Origin of the sequence: Sphingobacterium sp. UBA5639, from assembly GCF_002421245.1 — a bacterium.
Lineage (GTDB): Bacteria > Bacteroidota > Bacteroidia > Sphingobacteriales > Sphingobacteriaceae > Sphingobacterium > Sphingobacterium multivorum.
Genome location: NZ_DIJR01000019.1, coordinates 48602 through 64484, shown reverse-complemented (window position 1 = coordinate 64484; position 15883 = coordinate 48602). Strand labels below are relative to the sequence as shown.

8 protein-coding genes are annotated in these 15883 nt (G+C 42.3%); 2 read left to right on the top strand and 6 right to left on the bottom strand.

The annotated features are described in order from the left end of the window. Window positions 1–6: 6 nt before the first annotated feature. Both B4Z90_RS11235 and B4Z90_RS11230 read right to left on the bottom strand, forming a co-directional pair. Window positions 7–2553, bottom strand: a complete 2547-nt coding sequence (locus B4Z90_RS11235) for a tetratricopeptide repeat protein (RefSeq protein ID WP_286802233.1) — start codon at window positions 2551–2553, stop codon at window positions 7–9. A 665-nt stretch (window positions 2554–3218) separates the two neighbouring features. Continuing rightward, window positions 3219–3665 (bottom strand): nuclear transport factor 2 family protein, encoded by a 447-nt coding sequence (locus B4Z90_RS11230; protein WP_286752552.1) that lies wholly within the window; start codon window positions 3663–3665, stop codon window positions 3219–3221. 422 nt (window positions 3666–4087) lie between these two features. Here B4Z90_RS11230 and B4Z90_RS11225 point away from each other — a divergent pair, with 422 nt between their 5' ends. Next, window positions 4088–4441, top strand: a complete 354-nt coding sequence (locus B4Z90_RS11225; RefSeq protein ID WP_312208612.1) for an ABC transporter permease — start codon at window positions 4088–4090, stop codon at window positions 4439–4441. A 22-nt stretch (window positions 4442–4463) separates the two neighbouring features. Here B4Z90_RS11225 and B4Z90_RS11220 read toward each other — a convergent pair whose 3' ends face one another. The 3 genes from B4Z90_RS11220 to B4Z90_RS11210 all read right to left on the bottom strand — a co-directional run bounded on the left by B4Z90_RS11220 (window position 4464) and on the right by B4Z90_RS11210 (window position 8226). Then, the gene (locus B4Z90_RS11220; protein WP_070565254.1) at window positions 4464–5786 is read right to left on the bottom strand and encodes a BNR repeat-containing protein; all 1323 of its coding nucleotides are present in this window, start codon (window positions 5784–5786) and stop codon (window positions 4464–4466) included. Between the two features lie 69 nt (window positions 5787–5855). Further along, window positions 5856–7097: a DUF2264 domain-containing protein gene (locus B4Z90_RS11215; protein WP_286802232.1), complete on the bottom strand. Its 1242-nt coding sequence runs from the start codon at window positions 7095–7097 to the stop codon at window positions 5856–5858. Window positions 7098–7110: 13 nt separating this feature from the next. Further along, window positions 7111–8226 (bottom strand): glycoside hydrolase family 88 protein, encoded by a 1116-nt coding sequence (locus B4Z90_RS11210; protein ID WP_286802231.1) that lies wholly within the window; start codon window positions 8224–8226, stop codon window positions 7111–7113. Between the two features lie 331 nt (window positions 8227–8557). Here B4Z90_RS11210 and B4Z90_RS11205 point away from each other — a divergent pair, with 331 nt between their 5' ends. Then, window positions 8558–12610, top strand: coding sequence for a hybrid sensor histidine kinase/response regulator transcription factor (locus B4Z90_RS11205; protein ID WP_286802229.1), 4053 nt, complete (start codon window positions 8558–8560; stop codon window positions 12608–12610). Between the two features lie 73 nt (window positions 12611–12683). Here the strand turns inward: B4Z90_RS11205 and B4Z90_RS11200 are convergent, their stop codons facing one another. Beyond that, the gene (locus B4Z90_RS11200) at window positions 12684–15866 is read right to left on the bottom strand and encodes a glycoside hydrolase family 2 TIM barrel-domain containing protein (RefSeq protein WP_286802227.1); all 3183 of its coding nucleotides are present in this window, start codon (window positions 15864–15866) and stop codon (window positions 12684–12686) included. Window positions 15867–15883 lie beyond the last annotated feature (17 nt).

Below are 15883 nucleotides of genomic sequence, written 5' to 3'. Positions count from 1 at the left end.
AACGTGTTACTTCAGTTTCTGTAAGCGCTCTTTCGCCGCGGGCACAATATCATCGTTTTTATCATAATTGTCAATCACACTTTTCAAGGTACTCTTCGCCTGGAAGGTATTGCCTTTGCGCGCATAGGCATCAGCAAGCAATAGGAAGCTCTTGGCAACCCAGTATTCCTGTGCTTCCCGATTGTTGATCACATCAAAGGCTGTTTCCAGCGCTTTATCATATTCTTTGTTATCATACTGCATTAGTGCCACGCGATAGCGCGCCTCTGCTCCGACTGCCGACTGGCTCTTCAACGCGGCCAGGTTAAATTCTTTCATGGCAGCCGCTACATTCTTTTCTTTTAGCAAGGCTTTTCCACTGTATAGGTGCGCTTTCGCAATTTCTTCCTCGGTTGCACCGTTGTAATTCTTGATCAGGCTCACGTACTTGGCCATTTGCTCCATATCGCCGAGTTCGAAGTAACACACCATCAGGTTCGTTACTGCGTAGCCATAGTTCTTTTTATATTCTTCGTTGAGCTCCAATTTTTTGAGGTGTACAATGGCCTCGTTGTATTCCTTGAGATCCAGGTACAGCGCAGCCACTGTCAATAGCGTATTCTCTGAATACTTGCTGGTCCAGTCGTTCAGAATGATATTCAGATCATGCAGTGCTTCCTGTGGATGCCCAGTACGGTACGAACTCACCCCACGGATGTAACGGGCGAATTTTTCTTGCTTGGGTTTTGGAAATTTATCAAAATAAGCATTGATCGCTTCTACAGCGGCTCCGTATTCTCCCCTGGCGAATAGAGACTGTGCGGCCTGAAAAGCCATATTATCCAGTTCCGCAGGACTCAGATTACTGACATTGGTACCTACGGCATAACGGATATAGCTTGAAGCATCCCCCTGATCGAGGTAGATGTTTTCAATGAAACGCATGGCCTGCTCTGCCTCAGCAGTTCGGGTATACTTCTCCACCACCTTCTCGAAAGTCGCTTTCGCCGCTTCGGGCTCATCGTTATTGTACTGCACGAGCCCTATGGTCATTAAGGCACGGGGAATATAACTGCTACGGGGGTACTTTTCGACAATTGCTTGCAGCCCTTCGATAGCGCGGCCATAATCACCCATCGTGAAATAAGTGTAGGGAATTTCAAAGGCCGCATCATCTGCATAGTTCGAAGATGGAAATTGTTTCAGTACGGACCGCAGCGTACTGAGCTTGGTTTCATTGTCGCCTTGTAGACCAAATAAAATACCACGCTGGAAGAAGGCATAATCCTGGTTTGGCGCTTTGCTATTAATCAGCTGGTCGTAGTACTTGTTTGCCCGACCATAATCGCGCAGACACAAATACGAATCACCTAGACGTGCAATAACATCATACCGTATATTTTGATCCACGGTATTTCCTCCGGCAGTCAGAAAGCGTTCAAAATATTTGGCCGTCAACTCAAAACGGTTGTTTCGGTATGCCGCGTACGCCAGCCCGTAATTTGCATAATTATAGACATCAGTATTCCGAGCGACGGGCAGGCTTAGAAACTCGGAGAAGTTTTCTACAGCTTCACCAAATTTGCGCACTTCATACATGGCTTCTGCTTTCCAATAGGTCGCAAGAGCCGCCATTTCAGCATTGACCGGAAACTTTTCAGATCGCATAAACATAGATATGCTATTTTCGAAAGCACGCTCATTATAAAACTCCAATCCGCGGTAGTAGGTTACCTTTTGATAGATCGCATTGACTTCCCGACCGCGCTCTTTTAACGATTCCAGCATACTGACACCAGCATGGAAATTGGTCGTCCCCCGTAGAATTTCAGCGGATAGTGTTTCCGCACTTTCCTTTCTTTTTGAACCCGGATCGACAGGTTTCACTTCCTGGGCGATATATTTCTCGAGGACTTTTTGCGCAGCCTGGGTGGAGTCCATTGCAAACAAGATTTTAGCATAGTTAAATAGCGCATCGGCCTTCACTTGCCGGTCCAAATCCAGCTTTGTAGCTTTGACAAAAGCATTTCGTGCAGCTTGCTTGTCGCCCGTCTCCAATGCGATATGACCTAAGGTCATGATGGCCCCTTGATAAAAGGCATCCGAAGGTTTTATGGCCTCCAACATACCGCTCGCTCTTTTGTATTCGCCGGCTCCGTAAGCCAGGTAGCTGATGCGATAATTATCGATATTGCTTTGTGAAGCGTCTGGATGCCGTTGCATCAATTCGTGGTAATAGGCCTGTTTATATTTTTGCTGTGCTAAATAGGTGGCAGTGGCAATCTGGCGCAATTCGGTCTCAATAGCATCGCGGTTGATAAGCGTCATATCCGGGCTGCGGCGCACCTTAACGGCATCAGCCAGCATGGGCCGGTAGTCACGTACGACGTCAATGGAATCCATGGTTTGAACTTCACCAGCGCCACTTTGCACACTATGCTGTTGTGGTTTCTCTTTCTTATCTTTCTGCTGTTTCCCCACTTCCTGCGCATAGCCTGTAAGCAGTAAAGCCGAAAGCGTTCCTGTAAAAAGGTATTTAAGATAGTTGTAGCTCATTCTTTCTTTCAATATCATTGTTCGTCCGTATTTCTGAGTTTTTCCAAACGTTCTTACGCCAAGGAGGCTGTAGTGCAATATTTATCTAAACAAATAGCCAAAACTAAAGAATTCTAGCCACATTCAGTAAATTATCAGCCTGAAAACAGCCGCATTAGCTAATTTTTACCTTACCGTTGTTTGATTTTTACGATTTAGAATAACATAAGCTATTCCCGATGCGTCCTCGGCAACCGACTTGATTACAATAATGAAGCCACTTTCTATAAATCCAAGAGATAATCGCATGGGCGACCTCAACGGCCAATACTGCCCGCATCTTGGCCTAGATATACATTTTTTATACTTTAAAAAAAATAGTTCTTTGATCGGAATAAAAATCTGAGGCAGGGGAAAAATTGAGAACATTGATGAGGTAGATGCACGAAGAAAAGAAACTTCAAGGGTTTGCACTTGGGATATGCCATTTTACATCACGATGAAACACCTCACTAAGATCTCCGACATTATTATTGGCATAAGCTTCAAAAAACGACGCCTTGGCAAAACAGCAAGGCGGTTCGATTCCTGATTCATAAAAAAAGCCACATCGTAGGATGTGGCTTCTAAACTAAATTTATAAACATGTGATTCACTAGAGCTCGGCTTTTGCTAGGACTGAGCTGGCCTCAAAGTATGAGCTACTATTTATACGAATTGATCGATTTGGACACTTTCCAGTCATTTCCTTCACGGACAAAGGTTACTAGATCGGTCTTGGTGAAATCTTCAAATTTCAAGGTCATCCTGGCCACCATATAATCGGCTGATGTTTCAAGGATCTCCGTACTAACCCTGCAGTTTAATTTCTCACCTTTTTGTTTTTTCAATGATTTTACCACTTCACTACGGCTATTTGACTTCAAGTTTGCTGTTTGAACCTTTTGATTAAAATCTTCAGCAAACAATTGTTCTACACCAGCCGATTCTCCTTCAGCCATGACAGCAACATAGTGCTCTAAAGCAAAGTCTGCGGTTGACAAGTTAACAGTTGTTTTTGCTGTTTTTGATCCTGGGCCCTCAGCTGCCATTGCACATGTTGAAATTGCGATTAAGGCTGCTGCTGCGATTGTTTTTACTAGCGTTTTCATAATATCTTTATTTTATCGTGTAAGTTTTTCTGTTTTTATTTGTTGATCCAAAACTACTACTCTACATGCTTCCTGCTCACAGACTTTAGATCAACAACCGGCAAAACTCGGTGAATGACTGAAATCAAAAGGTGAACGTCAAAATACATTAAGAACATAAGATCCATTTATTAACTCCGTGCCAAATACTATACCAGCTGTCCCTGTGCGTTCAATAACGGCCCCATGACCTATTAAAGCACATTTCGCATCTTTTTCAAAAAAAGTAGATGTACGGATGCGAACAGTTTATAACAATATCGTTCATATGCGTACACTATATTAAATGCCGTCCAAAAAATGAACTAAAGCCATAAGAGGTAGATAAAAGCTACCAGTATCAATACAATAAAGCAAGTCCAAATTCTGCTAATTTTCGCACTATTGTCCATCTTTATTGCCTGTTTGGGCTGTTCGGAGTGATTACATTGGCTATTCAATTACGGATAAAAGAAATTGTTATACGCAAAACTTTAGGGGCAACGCTCAGCAATTTGGTATATCTGCTGTGCGCAGATATGGCTAAGCTGGTCGGAATAGCCCTGTTGATTGCACTTCCTGCCGGATGGCTGTTCATGAATCAATGGCAGCAAGAATTCGCTCATCGCATTTCGGTTAGCTGGTCGATTCTTGCTCTCGCAGGGATTATCGCACTGGTAATTGCTATGCTAACTCTATGTACGAGAGCAATAGCAGCTGCGAAAGCTAATCCCGTCGACAGCTTAGAAGCGGAGTAAGAATTTGAAAACAACCTCATTCTCAATCACGCCATTCTACTACCCGTATGGCTGTCGCGGGAGCATCAGCGAGTCCCTCAGCATCCTTTTGCACTGTAGGCTGCACAAATAAAGCAATTTTACGTTTCTTTTGCCACAACTGGGTATCATATGTAGGTTCCCAGGCTCCTACAGACTGATCACAAAGATCAATAATATTATTAGCCTCTTGCTGCATCCCATTCAACCTCAGTATCGAAGGTCGGTAACCGCGCTCTTGATCCCGAAAGACCAGCGTCAACATTGTTTTATGATCTTTTCCGCGAACCAATAGCTGGGGCCTGGCGATTGGAATATCCTTTGTTCCACCACCACTCAGCGTAAAGGGTGTTTTTCTAAAATCAAAAGACCGGATCTTCCATTCACCCTCTTGTAAATAGATGACCTTGTATTGTGGGATCTCTGATCCTGCGTCACGCCAGTAACTGGCGATAAAAGGATTCCCTTTTTCATCCGCAGCGATAGAAGTTTGATTAATCAGTTCGTGCTGTTGTGGGATACGGGCTGCATATTCAGCGGTAGATTCTTTTATAGGCAAATCGTACCCCATTCCATTACTCTTTTGCCAGGTTAATCCGCCATCGTTTGAACATGCATAAGCCATATCATGATTGCTTTCCACATTGGTACTTTCCCGCCACACCCAAGAAAGATGTATCGTTCCCCGACGATCCACATAACTTTGCCAATAGGCATTTCTCCGCCCCTCGCCATCAATCAGATTGCTATGCATCCGCTCCCATTTCTGTTGTTTACTGTCGTACCTATTAACCACAAGATTACCATGACCGGATCCGCCATCACGATATAAAAACAGCAACTCACCACTGGGCAACTTTAAGAATTCAGGATAGGTCACCTTTGATTCATTTTGTCCCAGCATGGCTTGCTCATAACCTAGCACAAGACTATTGGGGTGAAGGGTACGTGCATATCTCAACTTGCTGTCATGCTGATCCCAGCAAACGTGGAGATATCCTGCCTTATCCACCATAATACTGATCACATTATGGGCATCCTTCACATGCCCAGTATAACCCGAACGTCGCAACTTCCAGACCTTGCCAGAAAGTAACCGCTGACCTAGAACTACATATCCAGCTTCGTCATAATAAGCGATATATTGGTATTTACCATTGCTGGTTAATGAATTTTTACGAAATACGGTTGTGTTGACCGTGTTCTTTGCCCAACCATTTCCGACAAGCGTATTCTTAATTTTCTGCCCTTGTGCATTGTAAATAAACAAGAGGCACGCGCAAGCGAGCATCCCTACTCTTATTAGTTGATTTAGATATTGCTTCATTGAATTTTTTATACATTTGCTGATTCCGCCAAGTCCTTTTGAAAGGAGTCTTATCACCGGAATTTGGGGTTATTGAATGGCTTTGCTCTGATCTTTATGCCAGTCCTGTCCTGACCAGATACGCCGTGCACTCCAGTCGCTCGCTTCACTTGTCCAAAAAGAATCTCCGTCGGGTAATCCCAAAGGCAAAAAAATTACTGAACATAAATAGGGGCTCCCCTGATTATTGTACGGATCGCCCAAGCCCGGCTGGTTACCATACATACCCAATGTTAACCAGGCCTTTTCATACGTATTGGGGTTTTCGGTCGATTTTCTCAGTACCGCAGACAGTGCAGCCTTCACCTGTCCTTCGCTAAGCTCCACAGGGAGCCGTTTCTTGAAAGCCATATCGGCGAGATGATGGAAAGCTGCCGCACGATAGATTACAGACCTTCCCGTCGGTGGGAAGCTGCCATCGGCATTGATCATCCGCTCCTGAATTAGGGCATAGCGCGCATTGCGGAGCTTGATTTTTGCAAACATCCCATCATAGTTTTTAGTTTTCAGCTGTATGAAATCCATAATTCCGGCCAGGAAGGGATGGATAACATAACTATTATAGTAATCAAACGCATAATGCGGACCATCCATGTACATTCCATCGCCAACATACCACTGTTCCAATTGCTGCAGCGCATAATCAACGCGCATCACGTCCCAATCATCCGAATACTTCGCTAAAAAAACTTCATTCATCGCTGAAAAGAGCAACCAGTTTGAATAAGCCGGCCGAAATTGGCGGGTAATTTTTATGGATGCTACCAAATTCTTTTTTGTCTGTTTGTCGATATGATCCCACAGCCAAGGACTTCGCATAAATCCCAAAGCGATAAATGAGGCATCATCAAGTTGTTGACCACCGAGATCAAAACGCATAAAATCCCGCGCATTGCTGTCCAAAGCATTTTTATGTGCTTGAACAGTCCATGCTCTATACTGATCGCGTAACTTTATCTCTTCAGCCGAACCGCCATCCAAAGAAAGCCAGGGCGCTATGCCTGACAATACCCTTCCCAAGACTTCAACATATTGTACTTTGATGCGCTGTTCCTTATTATCCACGTGTATAGAAGTCATTTGTGGCATAGTTAACCGTAGGCTATCATGGGCCAGACTGCGGAGGACAGGACGCAGCATCTGATCCATTTCTTTAAGCCAAAAAGCTCTATCCGTCTCCTTTGCTGATACAGGTTTCTCCTTCAAGCCCTGTCCAAGGGCAGTATGGCCTGTCAGAAAAATGACCAAGAACAATAAAATCTTATTTTTCATTTTCAAATCCAATCTATTTTTGAGCTAAATAACGATACATTTCCGAGCCGGCTAATAAAAACGCACCTACACCAAAAGGAGCTGTAGAGTTGGTACCCACCACCTGTCCGGGGATAGCTTTTTCACCGATCGGTTGTACATACCCAACTCTGCCATCGGGTTGTAAAGCGATTTCACTAAGATATTTCCAGCCTTTAACCGCAGCATCTTTAAATTTAAAATCGCTTAGCAATCCATTATTTATTCCCCAGAGCAGTCCATAAGTAAAAAAAGCGGTTCCGCTTGTTTCCCTGCCGGGTGCATGTTCGGAATCTAACATGCTTCGAGTCCAGAATCCCTCCTGCTGTTGACAACTCATGATAGCGGCTGCCATTTCCTTAAAACGCTCCTGATAGTAGGTATAATGTTTATCCTCCTCAGGTAGATCTTGAAGAACCTTCGCAAATGCCGCGAAAACCCAGCCATCGCCCCGGGCCCAAAAATCCTTTTTGCCGTGTAAGCTCTGGTGTTTGGGGAAAACATATTTTGCATCACGGTAATACAATTTCGCTTCCTGATCAAACATGATACTATCGGCATATTGCAAATAAGTATACATCTTATCCAGATAAAGTGAATTCCCTGTCAATTTATACATTTTAGTCATCACCGGTATCACCATATACAAACCATCGGCCCACCACCAATAGTCCTGTTTATTGGAGTGGATCTGATATTCCATGACTTCTTGAGCACGTGCAATCTTTTCAGGGCTTGGCGATAAATGATAGAGATCGATATAGGTTTGGAAGCAGATTTGCCAATCACCAAAAAGAACGTGTTCGTCTGTTTCCCCATAGTTGTATTTCCACAGTTGCGTATCGGTAGACTTGGCTCCTTTCCAATCATTGTATATCGCCCAATCCGTAGAATATTTTAAGTCTCCTGCTGATTTTGAAATCTTATAGAATTCCATATTTCCGGTATGATAAGCTGCCTGATCCCAAAACGCCCAAACTTCGGGCTTATGATGAGACTGCCAGTATTGGTTTGCCTTACTTAGCTGAGCTAGTACGGTCTTTTTGTTCAATTGCTGTCCAAATGAAAAATGTCCTACAAACAATAGACATAAGATTAAATTGATCCGCATATATTTAGATGTATCGTATTTTTTGATAAACTAGCACATAAGCTGCTTAAATTGGTTTGTACACTATTTTAATAGAGACACTTATTACTTTCATCCCGTCCTCTTTTTGCTTTATGAAGCAAAATCTTACTCGTAAAAACTGTTCGCCTTAAATAAACGTACAATATACACTTATTTTAAAAAACAATCGTATCTTTAACCATATAATCTTCAAATTGACTTTTTCTGATCACAAAAGTTGTTTTCAAGATAATAACCTATGATAAGGAAGAATCGATAAATTATCTGATATCGGAAATACCATACTAACATCGCTGCTAACATGCCTAGTTTGAACAGACTCCTACATTCACGTCAGGCCTTGATCCTGATATTCGTTCTCATCCTTGTTCACACAAGCACGCTGACCCACGCGCAATTCCCCAAGGAGATGAATAAAGATTTATCCAATAGTTCGGTGAAATCTATATTTCAGGATAGTCAGGGCTTCATGTGGTTTGGTACCTACGACGGGCTAAACAGATTCGACGGTTATGATATAAAAACCTACAGAAATCAGCTAAATAACGAAAATAGCATTCCGCATAATTATATCTATTGTATAGCAGAAGACCATAATAAAAAATTATGGATAGGAACTGGTCAAGGAATTGGAGTCTACGACCGAAATTTTGATACTTTCACGCGTTTAAATTATATAGACCAAAAATCAAAACGGTCATATCATCTCAATGCCGATACGAAATCCATTCAAATCGATAGTGATAATAATATTTATATCGGCACAAACGGCTGGGGGCTATTTTACAAAAGTCATCAAGAAGCATATGCCATACAAATTGCTTTTAAAGATTATAAATCGAAACTATCCACCTTATACTACCACGTATCGGCCACGCATATTGACGCGACCGGCATGGTATGGGTTTTTATAGAGGGACGCGGTTTATACGCTTTCGACAAAAAAACTCAGCAGTTGAATCTTGTATCGAAGGCTATTACGAGTGCAACCTGTATGGCTAGCACAAACAGCGGTGAACTCTTTATTGGTAATTACGAGGGGCTATTTGTTTGGAAAATCAAAGACCATATGCTTTCGTCCTTGTATCCACAGGAGCTTAAATCGAGCCAGATCAACATGCTGACGCTGGAGGGGCAAAACAAACTTTGGTTAGCCACCCAAAACAATGGCATTTTTATACTTAACCTATCTCATGGAAAAGCAGCAAATAAAAATGTTCTACAGCCCGTACAATTTTCACTGAATAGCAAAACCATTTATACGGTTTACATAGACTCCCAGCGTAAAATATGGATTGGCACCGGAAAGGGCGGCATTGAGACCATTGATAACAATGGCTATAAATTTAATTATTTACAGCAGAAACATTATGCGGGATTTAACTTAGCGCACAAATTTGTACGTTCTTTCGTTGAGTATGATAACAAGATCTGGATTGGTACCGAAGGTGATGGCCTTTATGTATGGGATAACAAGACCAATCAGGTTCAATCTTTTCAAAAAGGGCCACAGCAATTGCCAGACAATACGATAAACCATCTTTTGACCGGAACTAACGGAGATCTATGGATCGCAACCGAAAGGGGCATTGCGCGTTATGCAAAAGGTTCGGGTTTAAAATATTATGTTTGCAGGACGCCAAATGGGGTCGTAAATAACAGTGTACAATTACTTTTTAAGGATCAGGATGAGAAGATCTGGGCAGCGACATTTTCTGAGGGAAGAGTGTATACCTATAATCCGACAAGCGACCAATTTGAAGTCTTCAGCGAAGACATCTATGATATCAATTGCATGATTGACGATAAACAAGGCAATATCTGGATGGGGAATTACAATGAGATCATACAGCTAAACAAGAAGACACGAAAAAGCGCCAGGTATTTAATCGGAAAACCTGTTCGTGCCATTCGGCTCGGAAAAAATAACAGACTTTGGTTAGGAACAGAAGGTAAAGGGCTCTTGGCATTTGATAGCAAATCAAAAAAGATTGTCGAAAATTATTCCACAAATGAAGGTTTGAGTAACAATGCCGTACTTAATATTTTGGAAGATAAAACCGGGAAACTATGGTTAAGTACCTTTAATGGCCTCTCGAAGTTCGATCCTTCCACTAAAAAAATTGTACGATACGAAGAAACGGATGGGCTTCAAAGCAACGAGTTTTCTTATGGAGCAGCATTTAAGCTCAAAGATGGCCATCTTCTTTTCGGGGGAAACAACGGTTTTAACATCTTTGATGCAGATAGTATCAAACTGAAAATTTATGAACCTGCCTTAGCAATCACAAGTCTTAAAATTAACAATAAAAAGATTGCCGAACTGAGCGACCGGGTCGATATTGGAAAAGATAATACTATTCACAAATTGACCCTTCCCTACAATCAATCTACTTTTTCGCTGGAGTTTGCCGCCTTGGAGTTTGATTCGCCACAAAAGATAAAATATAGATACCGCTTGGAAGGTTTAGACAAGCAATGGAACGATGCCGGGTCTACCCGATCTATCAATTACAACGGCCTGCATGAAGGAAATTATACCCTGCTTATTCAATCGACCGACTCGGAAGGCAATTGGACAAATAAGCAGATTAAGCTCGAGATTCAAATTCTCCCGCCTTGGTATAGAAGCTGGTGGGCTTACCTGCTTTACACGCTGGCTATGATCTATACGGGGCTATGGTATCTGCGCTATCGGAGGAGGCAAATCGCTTTAAATTATGAAATACAGCTTTCAAAATTCACCATCCAAAAGGAAAGAGAACTCAATGAAAAGAGGCACGCATTTTTTACCAATATATCGCATGAATTTAGAACACCGCTGACCCTAATTATTAATCCGATTAAAGATCTGCTGAAGACCAATAAAGAGTCTGAAGACAGGGCTTCCCTTCAGGTAGTACACAGGAACGCCAAAAGGCTTTTGAGCTTGGTGGACCAGCTGCTTGTATTTAGAAAAACAGAGGACGGTGCCGAACAGCTCAAAACCAGCATTTTCGACTGTCAAAGCTTTATGAAAGAAATATTTCTATATTTCGCTGCCCAGGCAAAATTACAAAAGATAAATTATCAGTTCCAGGAAAATTCCGATCCGGTCTTTGTCAATGCCGACAAAGAAAAAATTGAGATCATCTTATGCAATCTCATATCAAATGCCTTTAAATTTACGCCTTCCGATGGCGCTATTCATATTGCTCTATCGCAACAGGGTAGGGAATTAACCATTCAGATCAAGGATTCGGGAAAAGGTATCCCCGAACATCTTGGCGATAGAATATTCGACAAATATTTTTCGGATCCACTGACTGGCCCCAAAAAACAAACGGGATTCGGGATCGGCATGTATCTGGTCAAAACTTTTGTTGAAATGCACGCCGGAAAAATAAGTTATACGAGTTCAGCAACAGCGGGAACAACATTCGACCTCGTTTTGCCTATCGTGGCACAACAAATGCCGGCCGAAGAACCATTGGCAGATGTAGCGCACCGCAACGAGTCGGGGATTCAAATGCTATACGATGCACAAGTGGTGACAGAAACAGCTCCCACATTTCCAATGGCCATATCAAGCAAAAAATTCAGTATCTTATTGGTTGACGACGACGATGCGATCCGCAGCTATCTTACCGACATTTTTAAGGTAGAATATACGGTCTATGGTGCCCGTAATGGCGTTCAGGCATTAGCTATGATCAACGAAAAACAACCTGATCTGGTCATAAGTGATATTATCATGGAAGAGATGGATGGATTGTCACTCTGCAAAGCCGTAAAATCTAATGCTACGCTCAACCATATTCAAATCATCCTGCTTACTTCAAGTACTTCCGACGGCACGAAGTTAGCCGGAATTCAATATGGTGCCGATGATTATATCCACAAGCCATTTGATTCGGAAATATTGTTGCTTCGGGTCAAGACATTACTGCAGAACAAAAAGAACCTTCAGGACTTTTTCCTTAACGCTATCACATTACAGTCGAATGAGCTAAAGATATCGATCACAGACAAGCTATTCATAGAACGGTGCATTGAGATTATTGAAGAGAACCTACTGGAAGAATTGACTGTAATAAGCCTTGCCGAAAAAACGGGGATGAGTCATTCGTCACTTTATAAAAAAATTAAAACAATTTCAGGCAAATCGATCAATGAATTTATCAGGTCGGTACGACTCAAAAAAGCAGCAGAAATGCTTATTTTGACAGATTCGAAAATTAATGAAGTAGCTAACTTAACAGGTTTTTACGATCAGCGCTACTTTAGACAACAATTCAACAAATTGTTTGGCGATACACCATCCGACTATGTCAAAAAGTACCGAAAAGCATTTCAGAATGAATTCCATGTAGACCGGCCTTAGTCTGAATTGTTAAAAAGTAAAATAAGTCCTGTACAACAATCACGAGCTCTTTCTGCTGTACAGGACGCTATAATTATTCGACTGGTTTTATAACGAAGGAGAATGAATAATCTTTGTACGGCAATGTATATTCGTGAAGCGGCCATGCTCCCCAGCTATTGATTCCGCCTACGCCCATTTGTCTGAGGTCAATATTAACTTGCGTTTGTTTCCTTTTGACAAGGTCAGCGGCATGGCGTTGTTGTCGCTTGGGACCGTCGTCCAAATCCTTATCAAAATAATGCAAGGCACTCATACTGAAAGTAGAATCTGCCGTAAAAAACAATCCCTCACCTTGCTTATTTCTTATTTCCATCCACCTGACATCGGTCTTATTACCTGTCTCCTGTGGCATTACATAAGGAAAATACTGTTGATCGACGGTCTGTTTATAAATTCCGACATGCGATGCAAAATTACGGTCGATGTAGTTCTCCTGTGGTCCCCTACCGTAGTAATTAATGGCCTCAAAGCCAGCAGGCATGATCCATTGCATGCCGAAACGTGGCAGAACAGCAACCTTTTTTGTGGTGTCAGCCGTGAATGATTGAGAAACGCGCATTTCACCCCGTTGATTAATGCAGTATTTCATTGCTAACTGTCCATATACCTGAGGCATTTTGTAGGCCGCATAGACATAGACCAGGCTATCGATTAATTCGGATCTAATTTCAAGTAATTCAATAGAATCCGTAACCTGTTTCCAAGATTTCAGTTTTTCAGGTGTATTTGCACCGAAATCGTTATCATTCGGTGCACGCCAATAATTAGTCTTAAATAAAGCATGCTCATCCATTAAATCCCGTCCTTTGTAATGATATCTGGTCAGCCATCCTGATTTAAGGTCAAACTCCATCTGCAGCTGTTTTGCCGAGATAATCAGATTTCCATCTTTTCGCTCAGTCTTGATTTTCCCCTGTGCCACAATGGTTGTCTTAGGTTGAAAAACACCACCTAAAGACAACTGTTCGGTTGCAATAATATGCCCCATAGGAAGTAAGGGTTCGGCTTTTTTCAATCGATAAGTCAGATTCAGAAATTTCTCCCCACGTGCATCTGTTTGATAAGGGATAAACAGCACACCAGATTGTTGCGGCAACACATTCAAGTGACTGATTAAACCAGATTGGGCTTTCTTTCCATCAACAATAAGCTCCCATTGAAGTTCAACATTGTCAAGTCCGGTAAAAAAACGTTCATTGTAAACCTGTATCTTTTTCTCCTTCATTAGGCTGCTATGGATATCTTGATATACTTTCTTCATTTCCCAGGCATGCGGATAGGGTGTCCTATTAGCATAAAAAATGCCTTTGGAAGCATAATTCCAGTCCGTTATGGCTTCCTTAGGCTCATAGTCTCCACCATAGGTATAAACCGTATCGCCTTTAGCGTTGATTTTAATAAAACATTGGTCCACAAAATCCCAGATATATCCGCCTTGGAATATTCCTTTATTTGCCCGAATGATGTCCCAATAATCCTTAAAATTTCCTAATGAATTTCCCATGGCATGGGCATACTCACATTGAATAAAGGGCCTTTGGGGCTTAGGGTTGCGCGCTGCATAATTTTTCATCGCCGATGGGCTTGCATACATGGGAACAATCAGATCGGTATTCCAATCAAATCGTAATTCGCCATAATTATTCACAGCCCTTTCGTATTGTACAGGGCGACTTTTATCGAGCTCTTTCATCCGGAGGTAGGCCCGATAGAAATTGTAGCCATTTCCAGCTTCGTTGCCCATGCTCCAAATAATTACGCTGGGATGATTCCGGTCGCGCTGAATAAGACGTTCAACACGGGCAACATGTGCCTTTTCCCAGGTCGGCCTATTGGCCATCGTATAAGGCAGATCATAGCCCATGCCATGAGATTCGATATTAGCCTCATCAATCACATACAATCCATATTGATCACAGAGTTGCAACCAATATTCGGCATTGGGATAGTGGCTGGTACGGACAGCATTGATATTGAACTTTTTCATGAGCTGTACATCACGCAACATATTTTCTTTGGAGATCACATGCCCTGTTACAGGATCTGTTTCGTGCCTGTTTATTCCCTTGATAAGTATAGGCTGTCCATTCACGTGCAACTGACCTTCTTTGATCTCAACCCGACGGAAGCCCACTTGCTGGGGAACGACCTCGCTGGGTTTACCCTCGTGGTCTATTAGCTTAACAGTCACCTGGTATAAATTTGGCATTTCGGCCGACCATAGTGCAGGACGCTCTATGGTCTGTGCAATATCCATCTCTTGTCCCGAGACTTTAACAGTTTTAACTGACACAAGACGACCATTTCTATGTAATGAAACCTCTGCTCTTAACTCATCTTGACTGCTCTGGTTAAAAATCAGCTTAGTATTTAGCTGTCCTTCATCAAAAGAATCGTTGAGGGTCGGTGCCAACTGAATATCACGTAGATATATCGGTTGCCGTGCCAACAGATAACAGTCTCGTGTGATTCCACTGAGGCGCCACATGTCCTGATCCTCCAAATAATTTGCAACTCCCCAACGCATGACGCGCATTGTGATTAGATTTTTTCCTTTTCTCAAATATCTTGTTACATCAAACTCGGAAGGTAATTTGCTATCCTCCCCATACCCCACATATTGACCATTTACCCAAACAGATAGATTTGATTTGGCAGCCCCAATATGGAGGATAATAGGTTTGCCCTGCCAATCCTCAGGAATGACTACCTCTCGGCGGTACACCGCCGTGGGGTTGAAATCCATCGGCACAATTGGTGGATTTGGTTTTCCGATCAAATAAGTGAATTCAAAACCGGAGGTCGTATACATCGGGAAACCGTATCCATTGAGTTCCCAGTTTGCAGGCACCTGAAAATTAGCCCAAAGATGATCATCATAAGTCAACGATTCAAAATTGGCCGGTAATTTTGACGGACTATCTGCCCATTTAAATTTCCAGGGACCATTCAAACTTAAATAAGCGGAAGATTCACGCCAATCGCTATTGACGATCTGAGACGTATTCGGAAAGGTCACAAAATCGGTATGCATGGGCAGCCGGTTTTCTTCGGTTATCGTTTCATCCAACCAAGGGATTCCTTTTCGGACAAGAGTATCTAGCTGTTGCATTTTACGCGGTCCATGTGTCAAGGTAACACTGGACTGCGCATGTCCAAAATTGAATATCAAACTATAGAGTAGAATAAGCACCAATTTATTCACAAACTGCATGTTTTATTATTTAGCGA

Coding starts and splice junctions, on each gene's coding strand:
- B4Z90_RS11200 (WP_286802227.1), bottom strand. CDS start 15,866: ATGCAGTTTGTGAATAAATTGGTGCTTATTCTACTCTATAGTTTGATA.
- B4Z90_RS11220 (WP_070565254.1), bottom strand. CDS start 5,786: ATGAAGCAATATCTAAATCAACTAATAAGAGTAGGGATGCTCGCTTGC.
- B4Z90_RS11230 (WP_286752552.1), bottom strand. CDS start 3,665: ATGAAAACGCTAGTAAAAACAATCGCAGCAGCAGCCTTAATCGCAATT.
- B4Z90_RS11215 (WP_286802232.1), bottom strand. CDS start 7,097: ATGAAAAATAAGATTTTATTGTTCTTGGTCATTTTTCTGACAGGCCAT.
- B4Z90_RS11210 (WP_286802231.1), bottom strand. CDS start 8,226: ATGCGGATCAATTTAATCTTATGTCTATTGTTTGTAGGACATTTTTCA.
- B4Z90_RS11235 (WP_286802233.1), bottom strand. CDS start 2,553: ATGATATTGAAAGAAAGAATGAGCTACAACTATCTTAAATACCTTTTT.